The organism is Micromonospora sp. WMMA1947 (genome assembly GCF_027497355.1).
Classification (GTDB): Bacteria; Actinomycetota; Actinomycetes; order Mycobacteriales; family Micromonosporaceae; genus Micromonospora.
The window spans coordinates 5,553,036-5,578,363 of record NZ_CP114909.1 but is presented as its reverse complement, the minus strand read 5'-3'; the positions used below and the strand labels follow the sequence as shown (position 1 = coordinate 5,578,363).

The following is a 25,328-nucleotide window of genomic DNA, read 5'->3' as shown; positions in this document are numbered from 1 at the left end:
GCCCATCAGGCGTAGACGCCGCTGCCGCGGGCGAGCCGCTTGACGGCGACGTCGAGCGCGACCGGCGGGCCGGTCAGCAACCGCAGGGCCTCGTCGACCCGTTCTTCGTCGGTCGGGACGTCGGCGGGTCGCCGCTCGGGGAAGGTCACCGGGACCATCCTAGGCGCTCGACCGGTCGAGATCGGGTGGGGATACGCCCCGCCCGTGTCGCTCCAAACCGAGACCGACGACATCCCCGCCCTGGCGCTCTACACCGAGATCGGCTTCCAGCCCGTCCCCGGCGTGGAACTCCTCAACCTCACCTTCGACCCCACCCTCCAAGATCCGGGAGACAGGGCCTAGACGTCGCGCCGTGGCCTTGCGCGACGCGGCGGCGGGAGCTGCTTGCGGAGTACGAGGGTGCGCCGGCCCTTTCCGCCTGGTAGAGGGTCGGTGGTGCGTGGGACGCTCCCGTCATGCGTATCGCCGAGCACATTGCCGCGCTGGATGAGGAAGGCGCCCGACTGGCAGAGGCGGCGGACCGGGCGGGTCTGGACGCACCCGTGCCCACCTGCCCCGGCTGGCAGGTCCGTGATCTGCTGCGCCATGTCAGCGGCGTCCATCGCTGGGCCACGGACCACGTCATCACGGGACGCCGTCAGCCTTACTCCACTCGCGAGGAGGCGGAGTTCTTCGCCGCAGTCGAGGACGACGAGCTGCTGGACTGGTTTCGGGAGGGCCACCGCGCACTCGTGGACGCGCTGGCAGCGGCTGACGAGAGCGTTGAATGCTGGACGTTTCTGCCCGCGCCCTCGCCGTTGGCGTTCTGGGCACGTCGCCAGGCTCACGAAACCGCGGTACACCGGGCCGATGCCGAGTCGGCTGTCTCCACGGTTCCCTCCTGGGACCCCTCCTTCGCCGCCGACGGCATCGACGAACTGCTCAACGGCTTCTTCGGCCGGCCCGGTGGGCGTCTGGTGGCAGACCCACCCCTCAGCATGGCCCTGGTGCCCACTGACATCGACGCCGGATGGACCTTCCACATCGAGCCGGCCGGGCGCCGCCTGGTCGCCGGTGAGATGCCGGCCCAGTTGACCGTCGTGGGACCCGCGTCCGAGCTCTACCTCCTGCTGTGGAACCGGAGTGGGACTGAGCGCCTCGAACTACGCGGGGACGCGGCCGTCTTGGATCTCTGGCGGGCAAAGGCCACGATCACCTGGAAGTGACGCCGTCATCCCGGCGAGGTCAGCCTGGTGCCGCCCACCGTGGTCCCATCCGCTCGTCGACAGACCCGGACGGGTGAGACAGGCGGGGAAGCGGCAGGCGGCGCGGTGCAGCCCCCACATCACCGGCTCACGTCATTCCGCAGGCACGATACGGAGGTTCAGCAGCATGTCCTCGAAGGCCTCGGGTCCGAATCGTGCCGCCACGATGTGCACCGGTGAACACGCCATGTCCAGCGTCGGCGCGAAAGTATTCGGACGGTTGGTGCGGCGCGTCGGCGGCATGAGTGCACCCTCGGTCTTGAGCCGGGCTCCCCGCCGTCAGGTAACTCTGTCGCCGTGTCGTGCCGGGTCTGGCGACAATGCTCACCGGACAGCGATACGACGAGGGTCGAAGGGTGTTGCTGGAGTGGGTCGACGGTTGGGCGGACACGAATGGCCGGTGATGGTCAGCACCGTTCACCTCGGGCGCCATCGGTACCGCGTCATGCGGCCGGCACGACCGCCGGGGTTCGCCGGTCTGTACGAGGGCCCTCTTGGAGCCCAGTTCTGCCTCGACAAGGAAACAGCGACGCTGTTCGCTCTGGCGTGGGGACTGGCTGCCCGGTCGCCGCACACGATCGTCTATCTTCCCCTTCGTCGCGCGACACGTCCCCACCATCACAGTTGGGGGCGCCCGCTCGACCTGGTGTTGCTGCATCACCGCCTCGCGTTCCCGCCGTCGCGGTGGAAGCAGGTCCGTTCCCTGCTGGGGACCGGCCGGCCACACACCGTCGTGCTACCCGCTCAGGCGTGGCAGGCGCGGTCGACCGCCGATCACCGGCGAGTCCGGTATCGAGAGTTCCGCGATCATCTGCGGTGGGACATCGCCGCCGACACGTTGGTGCTCACCGGCAGCCGTGAAGCGTTCGAGTTGGAAGCCGACCAGGTCCGCGCCTTGGCCGAGGAGTGCCCCGCCCATCGCGCTCGCATCCCAGGCACGCACTGTTGCGCCGAGATCGGCATGGGCAGAGCCCGCCGCCACCCGGACCGACGCCGGCCGTACGCCGAACTGCATGCCGTATACGCACGGTGATGCCGGGGGTCCGGCAGTGGCCGGCCACGGCACGCAACTCGCGGCATGAGCGTGCGTCGTGAGCGCAGGAGTCGGCAGTAGGTCCGCCTATCCCAACCTTTCGCGGACGAACGTTGCCAGCGCCTCTCGGGAGGGTTGTCCCCAGCCGATGCAGAACGGGTGGCCGGCCGGATCGGCGTACACCTGGTGCCCCTCATCGCTTTCCAGGTCACCGGCTTGCAGCAAGCGGCCACCGAGCCGCACCGCCTGTTCGTGCGCCGGCTTGGGGTCCTCAACGTGGAGGTCCATGTGTACCTGCTGAGGCTCGCCGTTCGGCCAGTCGGGAGGAACATGGTTCGGCGCGAGCTGGACGCCGATCCGCCACTCGCCGGCAGCGTCGATGACGCTGTGGAACGCCTCGTCCTCAAAGACGTGCCCACCTAGCATCCCGGCCCAGAACGCGCTTTCAGCGTGCAGGTCAGCGGCGTCGAGCACGACCACGGTTCGTATCAGTTCCATGAGAGTCGATCATATGAATGCGTCCGACGGCGCGTGAGATCCACTTGGCGGCAACAGCACGCTCATCGGCAGTTGCGGAAGCCCGGCCGAGCGGCCGAGACACGGTCAGCGGCGCACCCGGGAGGTCCATCCGCATCCCTACGTCGACTACTACCTGGCCCGGCTCTGGGAAGACGTCATTGCCCTTACCCCCGAGGTGCTGGAGCCGGTGCCCGACGATCTGCAGTCGTTCATCGCCTCCCACCCCGGGCAGTGGACGTGTGACCCGCTCGAGTTCGTGGCCGAACCGGATGAGGAACGGACCGACGACGGGAACGCGGACGTGCCCGACCATCCGGTCGTCACGGCCGCGATCTGGCACGGCGATCACCGCCTGGACTTCGGTTACCTGCGCAATCCTCCCGAGCTACGGTTCTGGCGTACCGTCAGCGGCGATCGCGACGAGATCACCATGGATTGGCGGCACGAGGACGACGGCGAGATCGGTTTCACCGCCGACCCGGCAGTCCGGATCAGCGTCCCGACCACCGCATACCTTGAGGCCGTACACCTCCTCAACCGAGAGTTGATGGACACCATGGGGCAGCGGGTCGAGGAGCTGGAACGCCGTGGCGGGCTACCTGGCGTGGACCTTGACCTCGTCCATCTGCGGCGGGAACACGAAGACCGGCGGCAGTGGCTTTCCAAGAACCGCGACCGCTTCCCGAAGACCGACTGGAACGTTGTCCGCCAAGGTGCCCGCCTGCTGTTCGGTGACGTTCACCGGGCCGACGCCCCGGCGGGCTAGGCATTCCTTCGAGCGCCTGACCGGGACACCATCGCTCATCGGCACATCCGGACGCCGACGAACGCTGTGGATCAGGGCTGGGACGCCACGGTGAGCTTTGCGATGTCTGGGGCATAGACAGCCATCCAGTGCGGATGCAGCCGGTAGTAGACCACGTCGCTGTCCCAGTCGAAGGAGTCGTCGCCGTAGAAGTCCTTCAAGTACGCGAGCACGTCCGGCCAGTCCGCGGCCTGGTCGCCGGTGCGGGGGTTGAGAATTTCCACCTTGCCGTGCGTAAGACGCCGAGGTCCTCACCGCGCATATGTGCGGCGCTGACGGCGGGCCGCGCCGCGAGGTGGCGAGCCTTGGCGGCGTCGGGCGCCGTGCCGAAGTACCACTTGCCTCGCAGGAAGTGTCCGTCGACGCCGCTGATCCGCGGCTCACCCTTCGCCGTCACGCTGGACAGAGCGAGGGTGCACATACCGGTGAGGACCTGGGTGAGCTGCTCCGCGTTCAGTGTGCGCGCCGTGTTGATGATGGAGCGGAGGTGGGAGGTGGAGCCGGCGAGGGAGGCGTCAAGGAGGGCTTGGAGCTCTTCGAGATGTTGTGGGGTTTCGCGCATGGAGGTCCTTGTCTCCGGATCTATCTGTGCCGTGGTCGGCGCCTCTCACCGGCGTCGGCCGATGAACCCATGCTCCACCCAAAACCTGACACCTTGCGTCATATTTCTTCAACTGGCTGCGGACGCCAGCGGACCGCACGGCAGCCGGCGCGACGTGAACGGCTCCCGGCTGGCGACGCGCACACTCTGGGACAGATGAGGATGTCCAGCGGTGGGTCGCAGCGGAAAGATCAGCTCTGTGCCTGACCGATCAGCGCCTGTCTGAGCGCGTGGAGCAACCCTCGGCTGAAGAGGCTGTCCGCGTCCGGCGTAACGATGGTGACCAGCGACAAGCCGGCGGTGACCAACGTCGCCGGGCATGGATCGATGTCGACTCCCCTTCTCTCGTGAGGGGTCTTCATTGAGCTGGATCTCGACCGCCGGCTGGCTGGCGAACTCGTAGAGCACCGCAGACGGTCCCTCGGCGTGCTCCGAGAGCGAGTACCCGAGATCGTCCCAGCGCCGCTCCATCTCCGCATCGCGCGCGACGTACACCTCACCTGCGCCGGCCGGCATCTGCGCACGTGTCGTCCGCCATGGACGAAACTGCCCGACATGTTCCCCGCCCAGGGCGACCAACACGTTCGGCCATCTGGCATGCAGGTCGTCCAGCATCACTCGAATGCCGGCGTCGACCGGCGCGCCGGTGATGAAAACCGTGTCGTATCCCGTGATCATCAGCGCTCCGCCCTGCCGCGGGTCCGACCGCTCGCCCTTGTCGTGTGCGGCACGCGTCCTACTCGCGCTGATTCTCTGAAGAAGATGATCGCATTGAAGATCCTGGGTGTCGTGCAGGGCGCACAACGTCCATTTGCGAGCCGGATCGGCGCCGTCACCCGGTGCGCGCTGCGCGCTTGAGCACGCGGGCTTGACGATGAAGCTCATGGCCTCAATGTGAGGATCGGCCTTCATCGGAGTCGTCCCCTCCGGCAGGCGAGCTTGACGGGGATCTCTTGACTCTCGACCCGGTCGAGGGCCGACCCTTCCCGGGTGACGTTTGAGGAGCACGACAAACGACCAGTCCCTCTCGCGATCGACCTGGAGATCCTGCGGCCGGTGCTACGCGCCGGCTGGGGAGCGGACACTTGCGACCCGCACGATGTGGAGGATTGGCACGCCGGCAACGCGGCACGCGGTCAGTGCGGGGTGACCGCATTGATCATTCAAGACCTGCTCGGGGGAGAGCTGATCCTCGGCGAGGTCTTCGCCGGAGACGCCAAGGTCGGCCACCACTACTGGAACCGGCTCGCAGACGGTCGCGAGGTGGACCTGACGGCTGACCAGTTCCGGCCATCGGAGGTCGTCGTCGGCGGTCAGGTTCAGCAACGCCCGCCGGGCCCACCCGTCCGGTGCCGCCGACAGTACGAGATCCTGCGGGACCGCGTCTTCGTCGCCCTCTGCGGCGGCAGGTCAGCGAACGGATCCCACTCTTGATGTCAATGTCGGTTGAGGTTGCAGGATGGCGGCAGCCTGCCCTGCATGACGAGGAGTGCGTACGTGAGCGCCGATGTCAGCTTCCACTCGATCATCGACTATACGGTTGACGGCCCCGACACCCAACGGGAGTTCGTAGCGGCCTTCGCGGAGATCCAGGAGCGTTGGGTGCGCTTCTATCCTGGCTACCAGTCGGCCCGCTTCTACCTGAGCACCGACGGCACCCGGGTGTACACGATCGTGCGTTGGGCCAGCGAGGCGGACTACCGCAATTTCGTGGAGACCTCAGACACCGAAGGCCGGATGGCCGCCATCTCACGGGCCCTGGCGGGCCTGTCCGGCAAGGCCGAAGCGCGCATGACCGGCATTCCTACGTACACCGTCGCCCGCGAGGTCGGCCCCGGGCCACAGCGTCTCGACGTCTGACTCTGACGGACGATCAGGTCAGGGCCTTGTCCGCCGCCCGAGAGGACGCGCCGGGCCAGGGATTGCGTCCGGTCCAGGAGCCCGCGGACAGGACGCGACTGCTCAGCGCCACCCCCGCCGTTCGGTGTCTCGCTGGGCCTGGACGCGGCCGTGCTTCTCGGCCGCCGAGGTCGCCTCGGCGGCCTGCCGACGTAGTGTCTCGACCCACGGGTACGAGCCCGGGTTGTCGAGCAGATGGTCCCAGATCGCGCCGAGAGCGAAGGCGTGTCGGCCTCGGACTCCCTCGTGCCGCAGGGTGAGGCCGTCCGGGCCGGAGATCAGCCGGACCGTACTCGGCTGCTCGTCCGGCAGGGTGACGAGCGGGTCAGGGAACATCGGCTCGTCGGCGGTCGTCCACGCCCACCGCAGAGTCTCGTCGTCGACTCGCTCCAGCCGGATCGCCAGGTCGCCGGCCGGCAGCACCGTCGCCGGGACCGCGACCGGCGCGGGCCGGTGACGCACCACCGTCACCCGGTCCAGGTCGGCGTCGTCCTCGTACGGGTCGGCCGGCGGCGGCAGCATCGCCGGGCGGGTGGACGGACGCGGGACCAGGGACAGCAGAGCCCACTCGGCGGCCCTGGCCGGGTTCTGCTCCCGCTGCTCCCAACCGCGATCACCCGGGCCGGCCAGCACGGTGCGCCATCGTGTCTCCTCGGTGACGGCCCAGATGTGCAGCTCATGCCGCTCAGCCGGGTCGTCGTCGGTGCGCACCGACTCGTGCAACCGGTCGCGGGCGTGCACCCGTACCCGGATCAGCCCGCGGGGGACGGCGACGTCGGTGAGCGCATCCGGAGGGCCGCCCATCAGGCCGACGACCGACAACAGGCCGGTGGGACTCCTGAGGGTCGCCTCGCTGACGGAGTCCCACCCGTCCTCGACGTCTGCCGGCGGGCCGGGCAGGACACGCGCACGCATCTCGATCCAGCCGGTGTGGATACCGCAGAACCCGGTGAACTGGGAGGGCCCGCCGGGGTGCAGGAGTCTGTCACCGACCGTGTAGATGGGCATGCCGTTCTCCCACGGCACCGTGGACACGTCGTACTGGCAGTAGCCGACGAAAACCCGCGTCCAGTCGGGCTGCTCTCCGCGTCGCGTGTCGACCATCGCCGTATCGTAGTGCCGTCCTGACCGGACGGTGGGGCGGTCGTGTGCGCCCGGCACGGACGAGATGCGAGGCTGAGCGCGATGAGCCTGGTGTCGGCGTTCGTACCGATCTGGATCCTCACCGCTGTCGGTTACGCGGCCTGCCGCTGGGGCCTGCTGGGCGAGTCGGCGGCGTCGGTGCTCGGCCGGTTCGTGTTCCAGCTCGCGATGCCGGCCGCCCTGTTCCTGGCCCTGGCCCGGATGCCGCTGTCCGGGTTCGCCGGGCGCTCGCTGCTCGCCTTCGGGGTGAGCACCGTCGCGGTGGTCGGGTTCGGGTGGGCCGGTGTGAGCCGGCTGTTCGGTCGCGAGCCCGGCGAACGGCCGATCTGGGGCATGGCCGCCGGATATGTCAACTCGGCGAACCTCGGTATCCCGATCGCGACGCAGGTTCTCGGCGACGTGTCGTTCCTGGCGGTGGTGGTGCTGCTGCAGGTGCTGGTGGTGGCACCCGTGATCGTGGTCGTCCTGGACCGCCGCAGCGACCCGGCCGGGCGGGTCCGGGTGCGCCGGGTCGCCTCGTTGCCCGTACGCAATCCGGTGATCCTGGCGTCGCTGCTCGGTGTCGCGTGCTCCGCGGCCGGTCTGCGTCTGCCGTCGGCGGCCACCGCGCCGCTCGCCCTGCTGGCGGGCGCCGCGGCGCCCGCCGCCCTGATCGCGCTCGGCGCGTCGCTGCACCCCGCGGCGCCGTCGCGAGCGGAACCGACCGGGGCGGCCGAACTCGCCGTGATCACCGCGCTCAAGCTCGTCGCGCAGCCGGTCGTCGCGTACGCGGCCGGGCTGGCCCTGCACCTGCCCGCGCCGCAGTTGCTCGCCGTGGTGGTGTGCGCGGGCCTGCCGACGGCGCAGAACACGTTCATCTTCGCCCAGGAGTACGGCGTCGGCGAGGCGGTCGCCAACCGGGCGGTGGTGGTGACGACGACACTGTCTCTGGTCACGGTGGCCGCTGCGGCGGCGCTGCTCGGGTAGCTACCGCTCGGAGGGGAACCGTCTCCACTGCCCCTCGGAGACGACCTCGACGGTGCCGTCGACCACAGTGATGGCCGTCTGGTCGTCGATGGCGTACGCCGGACCGGCGATCTCGGCCGCCCACTTCTCGGCGTTCGCCATGGTGTTGTCCGGTTCGAGGCCCAGGTGCGGGAAGATCGAGAAGTCGACGAGCCCCAGCGTGCGGTCGTCGGGCGCGGACTGCCACTCGACGAAGTCCTTGCCGACGCGCGGGGTCAGCACCATGCTCCCCGCGCTCAGCCCCACCCAGACGGTGTCCCGCAGCGACGGCAGCAGATCCGCCAGCCCGGACTGCCGCATCCAGTGGCACAGGTACGTCGCGTCGCCGCCGTGCACCAGGATGACGTCGGCCTCGCGGACCCAGGGGACCCACCGCTCCTCGCCGATGCTCGGTAGCGCTGTGAGTTCCAGAACGCCCAGCGACTTCCAGCCCAGGCCGGTCATCGGTAGCGGTGTCTCACCGGTGATGAAGCGCCAGGCCGAGGCGGGCCCGCCCATCGGGTAGGCGGCCGTGGGGATGCAGAGGGCACTGGACTCGGCGATCGGCTTGCCCAGCAGGTCGACCAGCGCGTCCTGGATGCTCGGGTTCTGAACCCCCGCGGATGTGAGAAGAAGCTTCACGCCTACCTCCGGTGGCAGCGGTCGGGTGTACGGGAATGCAGACCGGGCACCGTATCGAAACTCATCGCCGCGCGTCGCGTCACTCGCGGATCTCCATCGCTGCCACCACTCCGTTGTCGAGGCGGTAGACGTGCGTGACGGTGTGGTCGGCAAGCTTCGCTCCGGCCTTGTCGCGCACCACTTGATGAACGGTGACGGCGATCCGGCCGTCGGCCTCCGTGCGGAACGCGGTCGGCGTGACAACAGGTTCGAGCTGGTCCCACTGCCGGCGCCAGTAGGCACCCACCTGCTCCCGGCCGCGAAGGACGCCGCCCTCCCAGCCGTTGGGCCAGGACACATCCGGCGTCATGGCGGCCAGCAGCGTGGGGATGTCACGCCTGTTGAAGGCCGCGTAGAGGTTCGTGAGCAGGGCCTGGGACGCCAGGCGTTTCGGCACGTCCATCGAGCCAGCATGGCCGGTGGACGAGGTCCCATGAAGCCCTCTTCGCGGTCAGCAGAACGCGCGGGCGTGAACCGGCCCCGGCGGGGCGTCGGTGACGACGGCGGCGCATCCGCGATGCTGTGGACGTGGAGTACGTGTCCAGAGTGCCGCGACCGCCGCTGGACGGGCTGATCGACGACCTCTACTACCTGGAGGGCACACCCCCGTACGCCCGGCTCGTGCTGCCGCCGATGCCGGCGGCGCTGCTCGTCGTCAACCTCGGGGCGCCGTTCCGCGTCCGCGGCGGTACCGACATCGAGACCACGGAGTACGCCGACGGCTGCGTGATCACCACTCCCACCCGTGCGTTCGAGTTCGGCTATCCGTGCCCGACGCGCTCGGTCGGCGTACACGTCAAGCCGTGGGGTCTGGCGCCGTTCCTGCCGGTGCCGGCGGTCGAGCTGTGCGACCGGCCGGTGACGCTGGAGCAGGTGTGGGGCCGGCCCGCGGTGGCCGAGCTGCGCGACCGGCTGGCCACGGCGGACGGACCGCACGCGATGCTGACGCTGCTCGAGGACGAGCTGATGCGGCGGTGCGCCGAGACCACCGGCCTGGGGCTGGTCCGGCATGCGAGCGGCGTCATCGCGGCGACCAGCGGTGCGGTGCCGATCGGCGACCTGAGGACGGCGGCCGGTGTCAGCAGCACCCATCTGGCGCAGCGGTTCAAGGCGCTCGTCGGCGTCACGCCGAAGCGACTCGCGCGCACCTACCGCTTCGCCGCGACCGTGTTCGCGATCGACCCCGCCGGACCTGTCGACTGGGGCGAACTCGCCGGTGACGCCGGCTACTTCGACCAGGCCCACTTCGGCCACGAGTTCCGGGCGTTCACCGGGCTCACGCCGACCCGGTACATCGAGGTCCGGCGGCGGTTCCTGCACGAACACCCCGGTCACGTGATCGACGGCTGGTCGCTGCCGGCCGATTGATTTCCTACAAGAACAGCGGCTCACGGCCCGCTAGCTTGGGAGCACCCAAGGCAGAGGAGAAGCGGCGTGGGCACTGTGGTCCTGTACAGCTCGGTGTCGGTGGACGGCTTCGTCGCGGACGACAACGACCAGCCCGGGCCGCTGTTCGACTGGTTGACCAGCGGGGACGTCCCGCTGGACGACAGCGGCGCGTTGCGGGTGTCGCAGACGTCCCACGACTACGTCCGGCCGTACTGGGACCAGATCGGGGTGACCGTCGTCGGACGGCACGTCTTCGACCTGACCGACGGCTGGGACGGGACGCCGCCGAGCGGGATCGACCACGTGGTCGTCGTGACGCACCGGCCGGCGCCCGAGGGCTGGAACCCCGACGCGCCGTTCCACTTCGTCGACGGCGTCGAGGCGGCAGTGGCCAGGGCGCAGGAACTCGCGGGGGACCGCATCGTCGAGGTCGCGGCCGGTGACGTCGGAGGCCAGGCGCTCGCCGCGGGCCTGGTCGACGAGGTACGCATGGACGTCGTACCCGTGGTGTTCGGCTCCGGCAAGCGCTACTTCGGGTCGGTGGACGCGCAGCACCTGCTGGAGGATCCGGACGTGGTGCTCCAGGGCGATCGGGTGCTGCACCTGCGCTACCGGGTGCGCCGCTGACCGGTCCAGCGGTACCGCCCGGTTCAGCGTGGGCCCAGCCCGGTGCGCCCGTCGATCAGCTCGCGTACGGCGTCCAGGTGACCGGCGTGCCGGGCGGTCTCCTCGATGACGTGCAGAATGATCCGTCGAAGGTCGGTGGTCTGCGACGCCAGTGTCTCGTCCGGATGCCGGCCGGCGGGAGCCGCCGACAACGGGGCCGCGGCGATGATCGCGTCGGAGATGTCGCACTGGTCGCGATAGAAACCGAAGACCTCGGACGGCGATCGGGTCGTCCGCAGGGGCGTGTTCTCGTCCGGCCAGGGCAACGGCTCCACCGAACCACGGAAGACCTCCTGGAACCAGTGGCGCTCCGCGTGCCCGAGGTGATCCACCAGCCCGAGCGGCGACCATCCCGAGGGCAGGACCGGCGTTCGCAGCGAGGCCAGGTCCAGATCCGCCAGGATGGCCCGGATGCTGACGCGCTGGTACTCGAGGAACTCACACAGCGCGGCCTTCTCCATATCGACTTCCGTCACGCGCGCAGCCTAGCCGCCGGCACCGACAGTTTCGCCGCGATCATTCAGTCGATCGACGAGCCGGCCAGTAGTCGCTCGGTCCGGTCGCGAAGGGCGTCGAGTTCGGCGGAACGGCCGTGCACCTCGGTGAGGAGGTCGATGGCCGCCCGTAGGTGCTCCAAGGCCACGATGTCCTCGTCGACGGGAACGTCGACCTCGAATCGATCGAGGAGAACCGCGAAGTCGGCTACCACCGCCTCGGCGCGGTCGGCGGCCCGGTCCGGGTCGCCGTTACGCAGGGAGCAGCGCGCCGACTCGATCATCGCTCGGCCGACGAAGGCGTGACATTGGCCCAGCAGGCCGGTGACGATGCGCCCCACCAGGTCGAGGCCACGCTCCTCGAACTCCGGGTCGGGCTGGGCAGCGAACTGCGCGGTGACCGCACGGGCGGCCGCGGCGAGCGCGACACCGTCGACCCACTCCTGGGAACCCTCCGCGGCACAGGGCTGCTGCCCGAGTCGAGCGATGCATGCTTCCGCGGCGACCGACAGTGCCGTCGCTGCTTCGAGGAGGAGATGGAAGCGAATCCGATCCCTCTCCCGCGATCCGACGGCCAGCCGCGCGACCTCGAGCGCCACGGCGACGTCTTCGGTGCCACGCGTGGGCTCACCACGCCTGGCCCCTTCCAGGAGAGCCTGCGCCGCCGCCCGTTCCTCGGGCGACGGACCGGGGTCCCCGTCGTCGACTGCCAGTCCGAGCTCGAGCCGGTACGAGGTCCACGCCAGCGGGTCCCTGACCGGGTCCGGCTCGTTCGCGGGGTTGCCGGACGCGGCACGAACCACTCCACCCCCGACGCGGTCCATCGCGAGCCGCGCATCGTCGAACGGCAGCGCGAACCGTTCGGTCAGGACGGCAAGGACATCTCGACGGCGCGTCCCCTCCTTCTCAGCCGCACGGAGATAGCGGACAAGGGCGGGTACCGATGTTCCCCGAGCGACGCGCACCGTCAGGTCGTCCGTCCATTCCACCGCACGAGGATGCCCCGCCGCGATGTCCTTCCACAAGCGAGATCGTTCCGTACGCGATTGACACGTCCGGGCCGGAAGGGCAAGGTTGTGGTCGGCCACGCGCACCGCGTGGCGACTCTGCATGAGGGAATGACGCCTGTGATCCGGGTAGGCCGAGCGGCCGCCTGAGTGTCGACCGCACGACGGATGACCGTCATGCGGCCGCGGCACGTTGGAGCGGTCCGACGTCTCCTCCGCCCGTCGCAGTTCCTCTCATGCATCGAGGTCTCACGTTGAGCATGGATGCCCGCATCCAACAATCAGTCGTCGTCAACCTGTCCCGCCGGCCCGCGCCGGTCGAGGTGGGGCCGTTCGTGATCGGGCTGGACCCGACGACGACCAGCCCGTACATCAACTACGCGACGCCGCGCCCCGGCGCCGCCGTCACCGCGGCCGACGTCGCCGCCCTGGTCGCGGCGTTCCACGCCGCCGACCGCAAACCCCGCCTGGAGTACGTCACCAGTTGCGTCCCCGATCTGGAGGGGCTGCTGACCGCCGCCGGCTTCACCGTGGAAGCCCGGCACACCTACCTGGTCTGCGCGCCGGACACGCTGGCGTCCCCACCAGTGCCGGACCATCTGCGCCTGTGCGAACCGGGTACCGATTCCCAGCGCGCCGCGCTGATCAGCGTGCAGAACGAGGCGTTCGGCGTTGATCCGGTCGCCTCCGCGGCGACGTGGCTCGCCTGCGGCGTCAGCAGGACGCCGGCGGCGTGGTCGTCACGGCCGTCACCGAGGACGGTGGCTGCGCGGGCGGAGGCGGTGCGGCAGCGCCCGTCGGCGCGGTCAGCGAGGTGGCCGGCATCGCCGTTCGCGCGCCCCACCGCCGCCGGGGACTGGCGTCCGCGATCACCGCCGACGTCACCCGGCGGCTGTTCCACGCCGGTACGGAGGTCGCCTGGCTGGAGGCCGGCGGCGAGGACTCGTGGCGGGTCTACCAGCGCGTCGGCTACCGGCCCGGCGGCCAACGGCTCTACATCGCGATGGACTGAGCGTCGGCGAGGCGCCCGGGCTGACGTTCGACGACCGAGGCCCGAACCGCGGCGGCACGCCGGCTCGGGAGCCCTTGTCGGCTGGCGGCCGCCGTGCGCTCCGGGTACACCTGGGCGGTGATCCTCATTCAACGGGTCCGCGTCCGGTGGACCGCCGCCGCCCGCGGTGCGCCCGCGGCGAACGCCCGCCGCGGGCTCGTCCGGGCGATGCCGCTGCCCGGGCCGCTGCCGGCCGCCGAGGTGGTCGTCCACGACGTGCTCGCCGACCAGGAGGTCGGCTACCGGCACCGAGAGGGGGTACGCGCCGGAGGCGTCGCCCTGGCCCGCGAGGTCGGACTGTGGCTCGGGCACGACCGGGCGTCGATCGTCGTGGACCGGTTACCCGGGTCGGCGGCGTACCCGCGCCCGTCGGCGTCGGCGCGACTGTTCACGCTCGAGCCGGGGCAGGTCGGCCGTTACCGGGCCAACTTCCGGTTCACCGGGTGCGCGTGCAGCCCGAGCTGGTACTACGAGGAATGGCTGGTGCACGTCAGTCACGGCACGGCGGCGCCTTTCGCGTACGGCGAGCCGGACCACGACGCCGACCACCGTGTCCAGCTGTACGGCGGTGCGGTCGCGCGGCGTGCCAGGTGATCAAACGGTCAGCCGGTTCGCGTCCAGCCAGCGGCGCCAGGAAACCCGGGTGACGTTCCGCTCCGGGTGCTCGGCTACGTGGAGGACGAACTGCGCCCGGAGCCGAACCAGGGCATCGTCGGCGGACGTCAGTGCCTCCACCTCGTGGAAGAACAGCGGACCGTGGAAATGACGGACCAGGCTCGCGTACATCCAGTCCTTGCACCGGTACGGGCGCCGCAGTGCCGCGAGAGTCAGCTCGGCGAGCTGCGGCTCGACGCCTTCCGGGACACCGGCCCGACGGAATCGGTGCAGGAGCGTCTCCTTCGTCGACCAGCGGGACCACATCGACGACTCCCGCGCGCCCCACTCGCCGGGATGGTCCGTCTCCCATCGGAGGTACAGGGCGGCGTACGGTGCCCACCGGGCGCGTCTGTCGAGGTCGTCGTCCGGGGAGTCCCGGAAGGCGTCGAGAGGACCGTAGATCGTCTGCCCCCGAAGCCGGTAGAGGCGGGCGTGCGCCCTGTCCATCGCCGCTCGGAGCCGAGCCTGACTGGACCTCGACCGGTAGTGCGCCGACCACAGGCCGTTCCATTCGTCCAGCGCGTCGCTCGCCGCGACGAGAGTTGCCTGGTGACGGGCAAGCGCCCGGTGGCGCGCGCCCGGGTCGGCCGCCACCAGGTCGAAAAGCCAGGAGTAGTCACCGGCCGGCTCCGCACGCATCAGGGCAGCTTGCCATCCGCGTTCCGCCGGGGGTTGACGGCCTACCCGCCGCGGGGCAGCGCGGCGGCTACGCTGTGCCGGTGCGCAGGGCGGTGTTCCGGGGTGACCGTCGTGGTTGACGCGGACGACGTCCGCCGGGTGGCGTTGTCGCTGCCCGACGTGGTCGAGATCGACAGTGACGGCTTCGACTTCCGGGTCGCCGGCAAGGGGTTCGTCTGGTCCTATCCCGAGCGCATGCCCGGGAAGCCGCGGCGCATCCGCACCGACATCGCCGTGCTGTACGTGGGCGACGAGGCGGAGAAGCAGGCGCTGCTCCTCGGCGAGCCCGACCTCTTCTTCACCACCCCCGCGTACGACGGGTTGCCCCTGGTCATGCTGCGGCTGGCGCACGTCGGCGTCGAGCGCCTGACGGAACTGGTCACCGACGCGTGGCGGATGCGTGCCCCCGGCTCGCTCACCGGTGAACCCGGCGAGGGCGCCGGCGCGTGACGCCGGCCGTTACGACGACGAGCCGTCGTCGGCCACCCGCTGTCCGTCGAGGATCTGCTCCCGGAGGATGTCCGCGTGCCCGCAGTGCTGGGCGAGTTCGCGCAGGACGTGGAGATACACCCAGCGCAGCGGAAGCGGGCCCCGCCGGTGCCCGGTGAGCATGTCGTCCAGACCCCGCGTGGCGGTCGCCCGGCGTGAGGCGTCGCGGTACGCCTGCCGGACGCCGGCGATCGTGTCGCCGTCGTCGAGGAGGAACGAGTCCTCCGACCGCTCGGGGATGCCGATCTCGGTGCGCGACCGGCCGGTGACGGCCTCGTCGAACCAGACCTTCTCGACGAAGGTCGCGTGTTTCACCAGACCCAGCAGCGTGGTGCGGGAGGCCACCAACGACCGGCGCGCCTGTTCCTCGGTCAGTCCGTCCAGGCAGCGGTCGAGCGCGTCGCGGTGTTCTTCGAGAAACGCCTCGAGCTGGGCCTGGATCGGCTGCGCGACGATCCCGGCGGAGAAGGTGGGCGGAAAGGACGGCATGGACGAAGCATTCCAGATCGGCGCCCACCGCCCGGCGGACAAACGCCGGACCGGTGCCTCACCGCTCGGGCACGCTCACCGGGTCCACGGGCTGACGTGCCGCGACGATCTCGGCATGGTGAGCGACCGCCCAGTCGGCCAGCGCGGAAAGCGGCCCCAGCAGGCTGACACCGAGCGGCGTCAGCCGGTACTCGACGCTCGGCGGCACCGTCGGAAACACCTCACGTTCGACCAGGCCGTCGCCTTCCAGCGCGCGCAGTGTCCGGGTGAGCATGCGCGGGCTGATGCCCTCGACGGCCCGGTGCAACTCGTTGAACCGGTGCGGATGCCGGCCGAGCAGGGTGATCAGCAACAGCGTCCACTTGTCGCTCACCCGCCGCAGCACGCCGGTGACCGGGCAGCGATCGTACTCGCCGGCCGGAACCGGCATCGGCAGCCGATGATCGCGCAGCGAGGCACTCACATCGGTGTGACCTGTGGACATGAAAGTGCCTTCTTTCGCCTCCGCCGACCTGCTGCCCAGGATGAGGCAGGCCGATGTGCAAGACGATAAGGGGGCGACGTGGGTGTCGTGGTGGTCAGTGGCGGCACGAACGGGATGGGACGTGCGTTCGCCCTGGGACGGGCCGAACGTGGCGACCGCGTCCTGGTGCTCGGCCGCAGCCGTGCACGGGGCGAGGCGATGGCCGGCGGCCTGATCACCTTCGTTCCCGTCGATCTGTCCAGCATGGCCGAGACGCGGCAGGTCATCGCGCACATCCTCGGCGAGCATCAGGTCGTCGACGCGTTGGCGCTGTTCGCCAATGCGGTGGCGCCGCGTCGCGTCGAGACGGTGGAGGGACTGGAGCGTACGTTCGCGCTCTACTACGTCAGTCGCTACCTGCTCAGTTTCGGTCTGCGTCCGGCCCTGGACCGGGCGACCGCGCCGGTGATCGTGAACGTCGCCGGTGTCGGGGTCACGAGAGGCGAGGTGCGCTGGACCGATCCCCAGATGACGGCGGGCTACTCGGCCGTCGCCGCGCAGTTGCAGGCCGGTCGGGCCAACGACCTGCTCGGCGTGGGCTTCGCCCAGCGGTCCGGTAGCCGAGCCCGATACGTGCTCTACCATCCCGGGTTCACCAGGAGCGGTGACCGTAGCGCGCTTCCGGTCGTGGTACGGGGGCTGCTCGCGGTGGCGGCGGCGGTCGCCGCCCGGTCCGTCGCGGACGCGGTGGCGCCGATCCACCGGTTCCTGGACGCGCCGCCGACCGCGCCGGTGACCGCCGTCGACCGGGGGAAGCGACTTCCGCCCGGTTTCCCGACCCTCGACCCCCGTGACGCCGAGCGGTTGATGGACCTCACGGAGCGGCTCCTGCGGTGAGGCGCCGCGCCGACGCTACGGCCGGAAGTACTCGGACATCATGCTGCTCACCCACTCCGGCTGCCGGACGTCGGCGGGGACGAACTCCGTCAGCACCGGCTTCAGGTCGATGACGGGCGTGCCGGCCACGGCGTCGAGGCCCACCACCGTCAGTTCGCGGCCGTCGACCGACTCGATGCGGCAGCACGTGACGCCGATGCGGTTCGGCCGGCGAGGGCCGCGGCCGGCGAACACGCCCATCGGCGGCAGGTCGGCCCGGCCACGGTAGGGGCGGGACTCCCGGAAGTCGCCCCCGTCCGGGAACCGGTCGAAGACGAACAGGACCTCCACGTGGGAGAACTCCTCCAGGCCCTGCAGACACGCCTCGCCGAAGCGTTCGTCGACGACGATCGTGCTGCGGACCGCACCCCAGTTGTCGCTGTGCTGGATGTCCGTCCGGTCGTTGCGGACCGTGCCGATCGGAGTGATCTCGAAGCCGCTCATGACCGGAGACTAGTTCCGCGTCCCTCGGCTCGGGGCCCCGCTTCGCCGTGAGCCGGTCACGGGGCACACGGGCCGGACCGCCGCCGCTAGGCTCATGATCATGGACATTCTCCGATACGCCGCGTTCACCGCCGACCCCGCCGGTGGCAACCCGGCCGGTGTCGTCCTGGACGCCACCGGGGCGGGCGACGCGGAGATGCAGCAGGTGGCGGCGCAGGTCGGTTACTCCGAGACGGCGTTCCTCGTGCCCGGCGGGGACGGGCGGTTCGCGGTGCGCTACTTCAGCCCGAAGGCGGAGGTGCCGTTCTGCGGCCACGCGACGATCGCGTCCGCGGTCGCCTACGCGCAACGGCACGGCGCCGGTGTGCTGCACCTGGAAACCCGCCCCGGACTGGTCGAGGTCGCCACGAGTGTGCGGGCTGACGGCACCACCACCGCCACGCTGACCAGCGTCGCGCCGCGCACCGTACCGCTGGGCGCGGACGACCTGGCGGCGCTGCTCGCCGCGTTGCGCTGGTCGCCGGACGATCTCGACGCGACGCTGCCGCCGCGTGTCGCGTACGCCGGGGCCTGGCATCCGATCGTGGCCGTCGCGACCCGGCAGCGCCTGGCGGACCTGGACTACGACATGGCGGCGCTGAGCGCGCTGATGGCCGAGCGGGACTGGACGACGATCGACCTGGTGCACCGCGAGTCTCCGCTGGTGTTCCACGCGCGCAACCCGTTCCCGCCCGGCGGCGTGGTCGAGGACGCCGCCACCGGGGCGGCGGCCGCCGCGTTCGGTGGCTACCTGCGGGAGTTGGGCCTGGTACAGCCGCCCGCGACTGTGACCGTGCGGCAGGGTGAGGACATGGGCCGCCCGAGCCTGCTCACCGTCGGCATTCCCGCCGGGGACGGCGCGGGGATCGCGGTGACCGGCACCGCCGTGCCCATTCCACCCGCTGAGGCGGTCCGGTGAGGCCGGACCACTACGATGGCTTCGCCGAGCGGTACGCGGCGGAGAACGAGTCCAGCCTGTTCAACGCCTACTACGAGCGGCCCGCGATGCTGGGACTCGCCGGTGAGGTGCGGGGCCGGCGGATCCTCGACGCGGGCTGTGGCGTCGGTCCGCTGTCCGAGGCGCTCGCCGCGCGCGGGGCCGTCGTGACCGGGTTCGACGCCAGCGCGGCGATGGTCGGGCTGGCCCGCAAGCGGCTGGGCGGTGACGCGACGCTGCTGGTGGCCGACCTCGCCGCGCCGCTGCCGCTCGCCGACGGCGCGTTCGACGACGTGATCGTCTCGCTGGTGCTGCACTACTTCGCGGACTGGACGGCGCCGCTGGCCGAGCTGCGCCGTGTGCTGCGTCCCGGCGGCCGGCTCCTGGTGTCGGTGAACCATCCGATCGGGTACGAGGTGGCGTTCCCGGACGCCGACTACTTCGCTGTCGCGAGCTGGTCCGAGGAGTACGACTTCGACGGGCAGCGCGCCACGCTCACCTACTGGCGCCGGCCGCTGCACGCGATGACGGCGGCGTTCACCGGCGCGGGTTTCCGGCTCTCGGTGATCAGCGAACCGCCGTTCTCGCCCGACACGCCGCGCGAGCTGCTGCCCCCGGAACTCGACGGCCGTACGGCGTTCCTCTGCTTCATCTTCTTCGTTCTCGAAGCGCACTGAATCCGAGCGGCGCATAACGTCGGATCCGGGTCGGCTCGTTCGTAGGACGGGTGAGAGGCGGCCGGACCGGCCGCCCGGACAAAGGGAGTCATGGCATGCCGCGGTACCTGATCTCGTTCAACGACGGCGCGATGGACCACATCCCCGCGGAGGAGATCCCCCAGGTGGGCAAGGACGCGCACGCGGTCATCCAGGAGGCGGTGAATGCGGGCGTGTTCGTGTACGGCACCGGGCTCGAACGCCAGCAGGCCAGCATCGTGGGTACGGACGGGGTGGTCACCGACGGGCCGTTCCCGGAGACCAAGGAGGTCATCGGCGGGTTCGTGGTCCTCGACGTGTCCTCACGCGACGAGGCGCTGAAGTGGGCCGCCAAGATCGCCGTCTCGTGCCGCTGCGCCCAGGAGGTCCGGGAGATCATGCCCGACCCCGAGACGGAGGCGATGCTCCGCGCGGCGGGCCGCTGACAGGTCCGATGTCGACGCGACAACGGTGGGCGCGGCACCCGGACGGAGGTCGCGCCCACCATGATCGCTAGCCTCGTGCGGTGAAACGTGAACTCGCCGCGCTGTCCCTGTTGTTCGTCGTCTCCGCGTGCGCACCCGCGGACCCCGCGCCGTCGTCCTCCACAGCACCGTCGTCGTCCGCCGCTCCGCAGGCCGGTTCGACGGCGCCCACGGACAAGTTCGCCGCCGGGGCGTGCAACATGGTGGCCCGGGTGATCGAGCAGCAGGACGTCAAGTTCACCTCGAACACGTCGATCGCCCTGCGTGCGGCGAAGGCGACCGACCCGGGCGTACGGGAGGCCGGCCAGCGACTCGCGGTGGCGGCGAAGGAATCCGGGGACATGTTCGTCCGCAACGACCCGAACGAGGACACCGGCCCGGTCGACGCGCGTATGGCCGAGGCGCAGCGCGGGCTCCTGTCCGCGTGCACGGCGCTGTTCGGGCCGCAGCCGTGGCCGTTCGCCCCGTCGTCGACACCGACCACCTGAGCCGCGGCGCTGATGCCGGCTCATGCCGGGCCGGCGGCCCCGGCGATGGCGAGTGTGTGCTGATACTCGCGCCAGTGGGCCAGCTTGCCGTCCCGGGTCCGCAACACCCCGATGAACGGCGCGGAGGCGGTCACCCCGGTCACCGTGTGTGTGCCGACGAGTTCGTACTCGACCACGATCACCTCGGGATCAGCGGTCTCGTGTACGACCACGCCACGGCAGTCGTCGAACCGCACCGGGAAGGACGCCCGGCCCGCACGCGTGTACTCGAGAACGGGCTGCTTTCCCTCGGTGCGCGTCGGGTGGCCGGGCGCGGCGAAGGGCGTCTCGACCACCACGTCGTCGGCCAGCGAATCCGCCTCGAAGGTGGGCAGGTTCGCCAACCACCTGGCACGCATGCTCTCGAAGATCTGCTGTGGTGTCACGCCGGCCTCCGCAATAATGAGTCATGACTCGACTTGTGTCCCCGAGAATAATGAGTGGAGACTCACTTTGGTGGAGGGTCCGCCCCTGCGCGCCGACGCGCAACGCAACCGCGCACGCATCCTGGACGCCGCCGAGGCGGTCTTCGCCGAGTTCGGCGCCCGCGCCTCCACCGAGGAGGTGGCCCGCCGTGCCGGTGTTGCCATCGGCACGGTCTTCCGTCATTTCCCCACCAAGGAGGACCTGCTCGCCGCGCTCATGAAGCGACTGCTCGCGCAGCTCACCGAGGAGGCGGGAAGACACGACCTCCTCGGGTTCTTCAGACACACGGTGGCGCAGGCCGCCGCGAAGAAGACGGCAGTCGAACTGCTCGCCGCATCCGGGGTGGACATCCGGCTTCCGGACGCGGTAGGTCACCTGGAGGAGGCGGTGGGCCGGCTGCTGGAACAGGCCCAGGCCGCCGGAACCGTCGCCGACTCGGTACGGCTCCCCGAGGTGATGGCGCTGCTCACCGGCATGTGCCAGGGCGCGCTGCACGGCGGATGGGACGAGCACCTGCAAGCCCGGACGCTGGCTGTCGTCTTCGCCGGCTTCGAGCGCGGCTGACGGCCCGGCGCGGATCACGCCGCGATAAAACGGTTGGCCCGCCCTGGCGAGCGCTGTTAGCTTGCCGGTGGCCGTGCCGGAGGACGAGGGAGGTGGTACCCGTGACCGCAGTTTCGACATGGGTGCTCCCCTCGGGGGTCACGGCCGGGCGATAGGTCGTCCGGGAGCGCCGTCGCACTCCCGAAAGGCACGACCATGCGCTTCACCTCCGACCAACACCTCGCCGACGGCGTCCGCGAACGCGAGTTCACCCTCGGCGAGATCCCCGGCATCCTGTGGACGCCCGCACCCGCGCCCGAGCCGGACCCGCTGATCCTGCTCGGCCACCCCGGCGGACTGCGCCGGATGTATCCCCGCCTGGCGGCCCGGGCGCGGGGCTGCGTCGAGCAGGGCTTCGCCGCCGCCACCGTCGAACTGCCCGGCGGCGGCGACCGGCCCGCGTCCGCCGCCGCCGAGCAGGCCCGCGCCGACCTGCGCCGGGCCCTGGCAGCCGGTGAGCCGGTTGCCGACGAGGTGGTCGACCGGCTCGTCCTGCCGCTGGTGGAGAAGGCGGTCCCGGAGTGCCGGGCCGCGCTGGACGCGCTCCTCGCGCTGCCCGAGGTCGGCGGCCCGATCGGGTACGCCGGCGGGGTGATCTCGATCGGCGTACGGCTGGCGGTGGTCGAACCGCGCATCGTGGCCGCGCTCCTGTTCGCCGGGAGCTTCGTGCCGCGCGCCATCGTCGAGGACGCCCGGCGGGTCACCATTCCGCTGCACGTCCTGCTGCAGTGGGACGACGAGGGCAACGACCGACAGATGGCGCTGGACCTGTTCGACGCCTTCGCCTCCACGGAGAAGACGCTGCACGCCAACATGGGTGGGCACACCGGCGTCCCGTGGTTCGAGGGGGACGCCGCGAACCGGTTCTTCGTCCGGCACCTGAAGGCGGCGACGACCTCGGCGGATCCGGGGGAGGGGACGCCGCCCGGCCAATAGGGTGATCGCATGGCGCCCGTAACCGGACTGGACCACGTCGTCATCGCCGTGTCCGACTGGCGGGCCGCCACCGACTTCTATCGCGACGTCGTCGGCGCCGAGGTGATCGGCGTCGGCGGCGACCGCGTCGCCTTCCGGATCGGTACGAACCAGTTGAGCGTGCACGGGCCGGGTCTCGACCTCGGCGGCAACCTGGCCCGGATCCCCGTCCGTCCGGGCAACAGCGACATCTGCTTCGTCTGGGCGGGGCCGATCGAGGAGGCGGTGGCGCACCTGCGGCGGCACGACGTCGAGGTGGAGACGGGACCGGTCCGGCGGGTCGGTGCCGGTGGCGCCGGGACCAGCGTCTACTTCCGCGACCCGGACGGGAGCCTGCTGGAGTTCATCTCCTACCAGGAGACGCCGTAACGGGTCAGGTCACAGCGGTGACATGACCAGCTCGACGTTGCGGGCCTCCGTCGCGTCGTCCACGGCGAACTGCAACAGCCAGCGGCCCGGCGCCAACTCGATCTCGTCGTCGCCGTCGGCGTCGCCGACGTAGAGCCGCCCGGAGGGGACGTCCAGCGTCGCCTCGTACGGATGCGTCGCCACCCGCCCCGGCCTCACCCGGATGTCGAGCGTGACGTCGGCCTCTCCCACGTCCGCCATGGCGGCGTGGACCACCGACACGGCGACGTGGTGCGTAGTGGCGAACACCGGGCCGTCGCCGTCGTGGAAGTCGATGTCGAACTCCTCCTCGCAGTCCGCGTCCCGGAAATAGACGGCACCCCAGTGGTAGGGGCGGACCCGGCGCACGTGCTGGTCCCCGGTCACGCGGACCCCACCGGCGACGCCCAGGTGGGCCGCCGGATCAGGCAGAACGGGTGGCCCGCCGGGTCGGCGTACACGTGGTCGCCCGGCAGCCGCCGTGCCCCGAGCGCGAGCACCGCCGCGCCCGCCGCGTCCTGGTTGTCGACCATGACGTCCAGATGCATCTGCTGCGGCACCGCCGGATCCGGCCATGTCGACGGCGCCAGATCGGGGGCGCGCTGGAACGCCAGCCCGGACGCCGCCGTGCTGGCCGATACGACGGCGAAGTCGTCGTCCGCGTACGTGATCGGGTCGCCGAGGACGGCGCTCCAGAACCGTGCCTCGGCTATCGGATCCGGGCAGTCGACGATCAGGTGGTGGAGCCGGCCGAGTGGCATCGCGATCACCTCGTCAGCTCAGCCGCAGGTCGTGTTCGGCGAGGGCGGCCTCGATGATGCCCAGCGCCTTGGGTCCCATGCCGTGCAGGCGGGCCAGTTCCGCGCGCGGCACACCGGCGAGGCGGCGCAGCGTGGTGTAGCCGGCGGCGGTCAGCGCCCGCATGGCCGGCGCGCTGATCTTCGGCAGACTGTCCAGGGACGACGTCATCGCCCGATGCTAGACCGCCGGCAGCCCGGTCCGATGCCCCGGCGAGCGCCCGGCCGCCCTGGACGGGAACTGGTCTCTGCTCATGTGGCCTTCAGGGCGGACTCGGGGAGAAGACCCGAGGGGCATCTCGGGGCGTTTCCGTATGGGACTCGGGTGGGCCGCCGCTGAAGAATCGACTGGCATCCACAACGGGGAGGTGCCGTGTACCGACGTACCGTGGCCGTCGCTCTGGCCGTGATCACCGTCCTGGCGGGACTACCCGGCGCGGCGCACGCCGGGCTCCCGCCACCGCGCCTCGTCTGGGGCGAGTGCGCCGACGATCTGCCGGACGTCCCACCGGATGAGCGGGTGCGGTGCGCCCGGCTGCGCCTGCCGGTGGACTGGGCCCGGCCGGACGGCCCGACGTTCGAACTCGCCGTGGCGCGCCGATCCGCGCGCGTGCCGGAGCACCGGGTGGGCACGCTGGTGTTCGGGCCGGGCGGCCCCGGCGACTCGGGGGTGGAACGCATCCGCAAGGGCGACCGGTTCAGTGACGAACTGCTGGACCGGTTCGACCTGGTCAGTTTCGATCCGCGTACGGTCGCCCGCACCGCCGCGCCCGCCTGCACGCCGGATCCGGTGCTGCGCAAGCCGCCCGTCCCGTTGACCGGTCCGGCGGACTTCGACGCCGCGGTGGCCTACAACCAGGCCCTGTGGAGCAGGTGCCGCCCGACCAGCCCGGTGTACGACCACGCCGACACGCTCAGCACCGTCCGCGACCTCGACGCCCTGCGGCGGGCGCTGGGGGAGCGGCGGCTGTCCTTCCACGGAAGCTCGTACGGCACGCTCCTGGGCCAGCAGTACGCCGAGCGGTATCCCGGCCACGTGCGGGCGGTCGTGCTGGAGGGCGTGTTCGACCACAGCCTCGACGTGCGGTCCTTCGTGCGGACGCAGGCCGCCACGTTGCAGGACTCGTTCGACGAGTTCGTCTCCTGGTGCGACAGGTCCGCGGACTGTGTGCTCCACGAACGGGACGTACGGTCGGTGTGGGCGCGGGTGCTGGCCCGCGCGGACCGTGGCGAGTACGCCCCCCGTACCCCCTTCGACGTCACCGCCGTGGCACTCGGCCTGCTCGCCGGCCCGCGCTGGCCGCAACTGGCCGCGATCGTGCGGGACATGGACGCCGGCACGCCGCCACCGGCTGTGAACTTCCCGCTCTCGGTCGCGGCGTTCTGCGCGGACTGGCCGGCGCGGGTGCGCGACTACGCCGACTACGCCGGCTTGGTCCGCGACGCCGTGGCCGTCGCACCGGACGTCCGGTACGGCGCCGGTCTGCTGGCCGTGCAGACCTGCCTGGGCTGGCCGTCCCCGGTCCGCAACCCGCCGCACGCGCTGAATGTGCACACCCGCACGCGGCTGCTGCTGCTCAACGCCCGGCACGATCCCCGCACCGGCTACGCCTGGGCGGTGAACGTCGCCCGGCAGCTCGGCCGGCACGGGCGTCTGGTCACGTACGAGGGCTGGGGCCACGGCACTTACCAGCGCAACGACTGCGCGGAGGCGGTGGTGGACAGATACCTCGTCGACCTGACGTTGCCGGCCCCTGGCGCGCGATGCCCGGCATGACCCGGCGG

Annotated in this window: 40 protein-coding genes; 21 read left to right on the top strand and 19 right to left on the bottom strand. The window is 70.8% G+C overall.

Annotated elements, in window-relative coordinates; all coding sequences use genetic code 11:
• Positions 1–5: 5 nt before the first annotated feature.
• Positions 6–149, bottom strand: a complete 144-nt coding sequence (locus tag O7604_RS26345) for a hypothetical protein (RefSeq protein ID WP_281578120.1) — start codon at positions 147–149, stop codon at positions 6–8.
• 55 nt (positions 150–204) lie between these two features.
• Between O7604_RS26345 and O7604_RS26340 the strand changes: the two genes are divergently transcribed.
• Entirely contained in the window at positions 205–342 is a 138-nt protein-coding gene (locus O7604_RS26340; RefSeq protein ID WP_281578119.1) for a hypothetical protein, read from the top strand.
• A 113-nt stretch (positions 343–455) separates the two neighbouring features.
• A complete protein-coding gene (locus O7604_RS26335) occupies positions 456–1,205 on the top strand; it encodes a maleylpyruvate isomerase family mycothiol-dependent enzyme (RefSeq protein ID WP_281578118.1) in 750 nt (249 codons plus the stop codon).
• A gap of 132 nt (positions 1,206–1,337) precedes the next feature.
• Here the strand turns inward: O7604_RS26335 and O7604_RS26330 are convergent, their stop codons facing one another.
• On the bottom strand, positions 1,338–1,487 hold the full coding sequence (locus tag O7604_RS26330; RefSeq protein ID WP_281578117.1) for a hypothetical protein: 150 nt from the start codon (positions 1,485–1,487) through the stop codon (positions 1,338–1,340).
• 157 nt (positions 1,488–1,644) lie between these two features.
• Between O7604_RS26330 and O7604_RS26325 the strand changes: the two genes are divergently transcribed.
• A complete protein-coding gene (locus tag O7604_RS26325) occupies positions 1,645–2,277 on the top strand; it encodes a hypothetical protein (protein ID WP_281578116.1) in 633 nt (210 codons plus the stop codon).
• An 87-nt stretch (positions 2,278–2,364) separates the two neighbouring features.
• Here O7604_RS26325 and O7604_RS26320 read toward each other — a convergent pair whose 3' ends face one another.
• The gene (locus tag O7604_RS26320; protein ID WP_281578115.1) at positions 2,365–2,775 is read right to left on the bottom strand and encodes a VOC family protein; all 411 of its coding nucleotides are present in this window, start codon (positions 2,773–2,775) and stop codon (positions 2,365–2,367) included.
• Positions 2,776–2,839: 64 nt separating this feature from the next.
• Between O7604_RS26320 and O7604_RS26315 the strand changes: the two genes are divergently transcribed.
• Positions 2,840–3,562, top strand: a complete 723-nt coding sequence (locus tag O7604_RS26315; RefSeq protein ID WP_281580005.1) for a DUF5984 family protein — start codon at positions 2,840–2,842, stop codon at positions 3,560–3,562.
• Positions 3,563–3,633: 71 nt separating this feature from the next.
• Here O7604_RS26315 and O7604_RS26310 read toward each other — a convergent pair whose 3' ends face one another.
• The 3 genes from O7604_RS26310 to O7604_RS26300 all read right to left on the bottom strand — a co-directional run bounded on the left by O7604_RS26310 (position 3,634) and on the right by O7604_RS26300 (position 5,087).
• The gene (locus tag O7604_RS26310) at positions 3,634–3,825 is read right to left on the bottom strand and encodes a hypothetical protein (protein ID WP_281580038.1); all 192 of its coding nucleotides are present in this window, start codon (positions 3,823–3,825) and stop codon (positions 3,634–3,636) included.
• Positions 3,759–4,022: a pyridoxamine 5'-phosphate oxidase family protein gene (locus O7604_RS26305; RefSeq protein WP_281580004.1), complete on the bottom strand. Its 264-nt coding sequence runs from the start codon at positions 4,020–4,022 to the stop codon at positions 3,759–3,761. The genes O7604_RS26310 and O7604_RS26305 overlap by 67 nt, the downstream gene beginning before the upstream one ends.
• A gap of 249 nt (positions 4,023–4,271) precedes the next feature.
• Positions 4,272–5,087, bottom strand: a complete 816-nt coding sequence (locus O7604_RS26300; protein ID WP_281578114.1) for a hypothetical protein — start codon at positions 5,085–5,087, stop codon at positions 4,272–4,274.
• Between the two features lie 105 nt (positions 5,088–5,192).
• Here O7604_RS26300 and O7604_RS26295 point away from each other — a divergent pair, with 105 nt between their 5' ends.
• Together O7604_RS26295 and O7604_RS26290 are read left to right on the top strand one after the other, a co-directional pair.
• Positions 5,193–5,636: a hypothetical protein gene (locus O7604_RS26295; protein WP_281578113.1), complete on the top strand. Its 444-nt coding sequence runs from the start codon at positions 5,193–5,195 to the stop codon at positions 5,634–5,636.
• 63 nt (positions 5,637–5,699) lie between these two features.
• Complete coding sequence (locus O7604_RS26290) at positions 5,700–6,062, top strand: antibiotic biosynthesis monooxygenase (protein ID WP_281578112.1); 363 nt, start codon at positions 5,700–5,702, stop codon at positions 6,060–6,062.
• 102 nt (positions 6,063–6,164) lie between these two features.
• On the opposite strand, the gene O7604_RS26285 is transcribed toward O7604_RS26290, so the two are convergent.
• Complete coding sequence (locus tag O7604_RS26285; RefSeq protein WP_281578111.1) at positions 6,165–7,205, bottom strand: hypothetical protein; 1,041 nt, start codon at positions 7,203–7,205, stop codon at positions 6,165–6,167.
• Positions 7,206–7,286: 81 nt separating this feature from the next.
• Here O7604_RS26285 and O7604_RS26280 point away from each other — a divergent pair, with 81 nt between their 5' ends.
• Positions 7,287–8,210, top strand: a complete 924-nt coding sequence (locus O7604_RS26280) for an AEC family transporter (protein ID WP_281578110.1) — start codon at positions 7,287–7,289, stop codon at positions 8,208–8,210.
• Here the strand turns inward: O7604_RS26280 and O7604_RS26275 are convergent, their stop codons facing one another.
• Positions 8,211–8,870, bottom strand: coding sequence for a Type 1 glutamine amidotransferase-like domain-containing protein (locus O7604_RS26275; protein WP_281578109.1), 660 nt, complete (start codon positions 8,868–8,870; stop codon positions 8,211–8,213).
• 79 nt (positions 8,871–8,949) lie between these two features.
• Positions 8,950–9,312 (bottom strand): nuclear transport factor 2 family protein, encoded by a 363-nt coding sequence (locus O7604_RS26270; RefSeq protein ID WP_281578108.1) that lies wholly within the window; start codon positions 9,310–9,312, stop codon positions 8,950–8,952.
• A gap of 125 nt (positions 9,313–9,437) precedes the next feature.
• Between O7604_RS26270 and O7604_RS26265 the strand changes: the two genes are divergently transcribed.
• Positions 9,438–10,277, top strand: a complete 840-nt coding sequence (locus O7604_RS26265) for a helix-turn-helix domain-containing protein (protein WP_281578107.1) — start codon at positions 9,438–9,440, stop codon at positions 10,275–10,277.
• Between the two features lie 66 nt (positions 10,278–10,343).
• Positions 10,344–10,925: a dihydrofolate reductase family protein gene (locus O7604_RS26260; RefSeq protein ID WP_269706670.1), complete on the top strand. Its 582-nt coding sequence runs from the start codon at positions 10,344–10,346 to the stop codon at positions 10,923–10,925.
• Between the two features lie 23 nt (positions 10,926–10,948).
• Here the strand turns inward: O7604_RS26260 and O7604_RS26255 are convergent, their stop codons facing one another.
• Positions 10,949–11,440: a DinB family protein gene (locus O7604_RS26255; protein ID WP_281578106.1), complete on the bottom strand. Its 492-nt coding sequence runs from the start codon at positions 11,438–11,440 to the stop codon at positions 10,949–10,951.
• A gap of 44 nt (positions 11,441–11,484) precedes the next feature.
• On the bottom strand, positions 11,485–12,447 hold the full coding sequence (locus O7604_RS26250; RefSeq protein WP_281578105.1) for a hypothetical protein: 963 nt from the start codon (positions 12,445–12,447) through the stop codon (positions 11,485–11,487).
• A gap of 715 nt (positions 12,448–13,162) precedes the next feature.
• Between O7604_RS26250 and O7604_RS26245 the strand changes: the two genes are divergently transcribed.
• Positions 13,163–13,477 (top strand): GNAT family N-acetyltransferase, encoded by a 315-nt coding sequence (locus O7604_RS26245; protein WP_281578104.1) that lies wholly within the window; start codon positions 13,163–13,165, stop codon positions 13,475–13,477.
• A 117-nt stretch (positions 13,478–13,594) separates the two neighbouring features.
• Positions 13,595–14,110: a hypothetical protein gene (locus tag O7604_RS26240; protein WP_281578103.1), complete on the top strand. Its 516-nt coding sequence runs from the start codon at positions 13,595–13,597 to the stop codon at positions 14,108–14,110.
• Here the strand turns inward: O7604_RS26240 and O7604_RS26235 are convergent, their stop codons facing one another.
• On the bottom strand, positions 14,111–14,812 hold the full coding sequence (locus O7604_RS26235; RefSeq protein ID WP_281578102.1) for a hypothetical protein: 702 nt from the start codon (positions 14,810–14,812) through the stop codon (positions 14,111–14,113).
• Positions 14,813–14,923: 111 nt separating this feature from the next.
• Here O7604_RS26235 and O7604_RS26230 point away from each other — a divergent pair, with 111 nt between their 5' ends.
• Positions 14,924–15,301 carry a hypothetical protein gene (locus tag O7604_RS26230; protein WP_281580003.1) on the top strand — a complete coding sequence of 126 codons (378 nt, stop codon included), beginning with the start codon at positions 14,924–14,926 and terminating at the stop codon, positions 15,299–15,301.
• 9 nt (positions 15,302–15,310) lie between these two features.
• Here O7604_RS26230 and O7604_RS26225 read toward each other — a convergent pair whose 3' ends face one another.
• Both O7604_RS26225 and O7604_RS26220 read right to left on the bottom strand, forming a co-directional pair.
• Positions 15,311–15,829 carry a DinB family protein gene (locus O7604_RS26225; RefSeq protein WP_281578101.1) on the bottom strand — a complete coding sequence of 173 codons (519 nt, stop codon included), beginning with the start codon at positions 15,827–15,829 and terminating at the stop codon, positions 15,311–15,313.
• Positions 15,830–15,887: 58 nt separating this feature from the next.
• Entirely contained in the window at positions 15,888–16,292 is a 405-nt protein-coding gene (locus O7604_RS26220; RefSeq protein WP_281578100.1) for a helix-turn-helix domain-containing protein, read from the bottom strand.
• Positions 16,293–16,391: 99 nt separating this feature from the next.
• On the opposite strand from O7604_RS26220, the gene O7604_RS26215 reads away from it, so the two are divergent.
• Positions 16,392–17,189: an SDR family NAD(P)-dependent oxidoreductase gene (locus O7604_RS26215; RefSeq protein ID WP_281578099.1), complete on the top strand. Its 798-nt coding sequence runs from the start codon at positions 16,392–16,394 to the stop codon at positions 17,187–17,189.
• Positions 17,190–17,204: 15 nt separating this feature from the next.
• Here the strand turns inward: O7604_RS26215 and O7604_RS26210 are convergent, their stop codons facing one another.
• Positions 17,205–17,672, bottom strand: a complete 468-nt coding sequence (locus tag O7604_RS26210; protein ID WP_281578098.1) for an SAM-dependent methyltransferase — start codon at positions 17,670–17,672, stop codon at positions 17,205–17,207.
• A 100-nt stretch (positions 17,673–17,772) separates the two neighbouring features.
• Here O7604_RS26210 and O7604_RS26205 point away from each other — a divergent pair, with 100 nt between their 5' ends.
• The 4 genes from O7604_RS26205 (at position 17,773) to O7604_RS26190 (ending at position 20,316) form a co-directional block, all read left to right on the top strand.
• Positions 17,773–18,630 carry a PhzF family phenazine biosynthesis isomerase gene (locus tag O7604_RS26205; RefSeq protein ID WP_269706659.1) on the top strand — a complete coding sequence of 286 codons (858 nt, stop codon included), beginning with the start codon at positions 17,773–17,775 and terminating at the stop codon, positions 18,628–18,630.
• Positions 18,627–19,325, top strand: coding sequence for a methyltransferase domain-containing protein (locus O7604_RS26200; protein ID WP_281578097.1), 699 nt, complete (start codon positions 18,627–18,629; stop codon positions 19,323–19,325). The genes O7604_RS26205 and O7604_RS26200 overlap by 4 nt, the downstream gene beginning before the upstream one ends.
• 95 nt (positions 19,326–19,420) lie before the next feature.
• The gene (locus O7604_RS26195) at positions 19,421–19,789 is read left to right on the top strand and encodes a YciI family protein (RefSeq protein ID WP_091427285.1); all 369 of its coding nucleotides are present in this window, start codon (positions 19,421–19,423) and stop codon (positions 19,787–19,789) included.
• An 80-nt stretch (positions 19,790–19,869) separates the two neighbouring features.
• Positions 19,870–20,316 carry a hypothetical protein gene (locus O7604_RS26190; RefSeq protein WP_281578096.1) on the top strand — a complete coding sequence of 149 codons (447 nt, stop codon included), beginning with the start codon at positions 19,870–19,872 and terminating at the stop codon, positions 20,314–20,316.
• A gap of 20 nt (positions 20,317–20,336) precedes the next feature.
• On the opposite strand, the gene O7604_RS26185 is transcribed toward O7604_RS26190, so the two are convergent.
• On the bottom strand, positions 20,337–20,741 hold the full coding sequence (locus O7604_RS26185; protein ID WP_269706656.1) for a nuclear transport factor 2 family protein: 405 nt from the start codon (positions 20,739–20,741) through the stop codon (positions 20,337–20,339).
• Between the two features lie 70 nt (positions 20,742–20,811).
• Between O7604_RS26185 and O7604_RS26180 the strand changes: the two genes are divergently transcribed.
• From O7604_RS26180 to O7604_RS26170, 3 genes are all read left to right on the top strand, one after another.
• The gene (locus tag O7604_RS26180; RefSeq protein ID WP_281578095.1) at positions 20,812–21,345 is read left to right on the top strand and encodes a TetR/AcrR family transcriptional regulator; all 534 of its coding nucleotides are present in this window, start codon (positions 20,812–20,814) and stop codon (positions 21,343–21,345) included.
• 195 nt (positions 21,346–21,540) lie between these two features.
• Complete coding sequence (locus tag O7604_RS26175; protein WP_269706654.1) at positions 21,541–22,320, top strand: alpha/beta hydrolase; 780 nt, start codon at positions 21,541–21,543, stop codon at positions 22,318–22,320.
• Positions 22,321–22,329: 9 nt separating this feature from the next.
• Entirely contained in the window at positions 22,330–22,728 is a 399-nt protein-coding gene (locus O7604_RS26170; protein ID WP_269706653.1) for a VOC family protein, read from the top strand.
• A 9-nt stretch (positions 22,729–22,737) separates the two neighbouring features.
• Here O7604_RS26170 and O7604_RS26165 read toward each other — a convergent pair whose 3' ends face one another.
• From O7604_RS26165 to O7604_RS26155, 3 genes are read right to left on the bottom strand one after another with little or no spacing between them, the layout of a single operon-like run.
• Positions 22,738–23,133 carry a hypothetical protein gene (locus O7604_RS26165; protein ID WP_269706652.1) on the bottom strand — a complete coding sequence of 132 codons (396 nt, stop codon included), beginning with the start codon at positions 23,131–23,133 and terminating at the stop codon, positions 22,738–22,740.
• Entirely contained in the window at positions 23,130–23,507 is a 378-nt protein-coding gene (locus tag O7604_RS26160; protein ID WP_269706651.1) for a VOC family protein, read from the bottom strand. The genes O7604_RS26165 and O7604_RS26160 overlap by 4 nt, the downstream gene beginning before the upstream one ends.
• Positions 23,508–23,520: 13 nt before the next feature.
• On the bottom strand, positions 23,521–23,715 hold the full coding sequence (locus O7604_RS26155; protein WP_269706650.1) for a DNA-binding protein: 195 nt from the start codon (positions 23,713–23,715) through the stop codon (positions 23,521–23,523).
• A gap of 201 nt (positions 23,716–23,916) precedes the next feature.
• On the opposite strand from O7604_RS26155, the gene O7604_RS26150 reads away from it, so the two are divergent.
• Positions 23,917–25,320 carry an alpha/beta hydrolase gene (locus tag O7604_RS26150; protein ID WP_269706649.1) on the top strand — a complete coding sequence of 468 codons (1,404 nt, stop codon included), beginning with the start codon at positions 23,917–23,919 and terminating at the stop codon, positions 25,318–25,320.
• Positions 25,321–25,328 lie beyond the last annotated feature (8 nt).

Coding starts and splice junctions, on each gene's coding strand:
- O7604_RS26300 (WP_281578114.1), bottom strand. CDS start 5,087: ATGAGCTTCATCGTCAAGCCCGCGTGCTCAAGCGCGCAGCGCGCACCG.
- O7604_RS26195 (WP_091427285.1), top strand. CDS start 19,421: ATGCCGCGGTACCTGATCTCGTTCAACGACGGCGCGATGGACCACATC.
- O7604_RS26285 (WP_281578111.1), bottom strand. CDS start 7,205: ATGGTCGACACGCGACGCGGAGAGCAGCCCGACTGGACGCGGGTTTTC.
- O7604_RS26280 (WP_281578110.1), top strand. CDS start 7,287: ATGAGCCTGGTGTCGGCGTTCGTACCGATCTGGATCCTCACCGCTGTC.
- O7604_RS26335 (WP_281578118.1), top strand. CDS start 456: ATGCGTATCGCCGAGCACATTGCCGCGCTGGATGAGGAAGGCGCCCGA.
- O7604_RS26235 (WP_281578102.1), bottom strand. CDS start 14,812: ATGCGTGCGGAGCCGGCCGGTGACTACTCCTGGCTTTTCGACCTGGTG.
- O7604_RS26205 (WP_269706659.1), top strand. CDS start 17,773: ATGGACATTCTCCGATACGCCGCGTTCACCGCCGACCCCGCCGGTGGC.
- O7604_RS26210 (WP_281578098.1), bottom strand. CDS start 17,672: ATGAGCGGCTTCGAGATCACTCCGATCGGCACGGTCCGCAACGACCGG.
- O7604_RS26270 (WP_281578108.1), bottom strand. CDS start 9,312: ATGGACGTGCCGAAACGCCTGGCGTCCCAGGCCCTGCTCACGAACCTC.
- O7604_RS26160 (WP_269706651.1), bottom strand. CDS start 23,507: ATGCCACTCGGCCGGCTCCACCACCTGATCGTCGACTGCCCGGATCCG.
- O7604_RS26225 (WP_281578101.1), bottom strand. CDS start 15,829: ATGCCGTCCTTTCCGCCCACCTTCTCCGCCGGGATCGTCGCGCAGCCG.
- O7604_RS26330 (WP_281578117.1), bottom strand. CDS start 1,487: ATGCCGCCGACGCGCCGCACCAACCGTCCGAATACTTTCGCGCCGACG.
- O7604_RS26170 (WP_269706653.1), top strand. CDS start 22,330: ATGGCGCCCGTAACCGGACTGGACCACGTCGTCATCGCCGTGTCCGAC.
- O7604_RS26320 (WP_281578115.1), bottom strand. CDS start 2,775: ATGGAACTGATACGAACCGTGGTCGTGCTCGACGCCGCTGACCTGCAC.
- O7604_RS26175 (WP_269706654.1), top strand. CDS start 21,541: ATGCGCTTCACCTCCGACCAACACCTCGCCGACGGCGTCCGCGAACGC.
- O7604_RS26305 (WP_281580004.1), bottom strand. CDS start 4,022: ATGTGCACCCTCGCTCTGTCCAGCGTGACGGCGAAGGGTGAGCCGCGG.
- O7604_RS26155 (WP_269706650.1), bottom strand. CDS start 23,715: ATGACGTCGTCCCTGGACAGTCTGCCGAAGATCAGCGCGCCGGCCATG.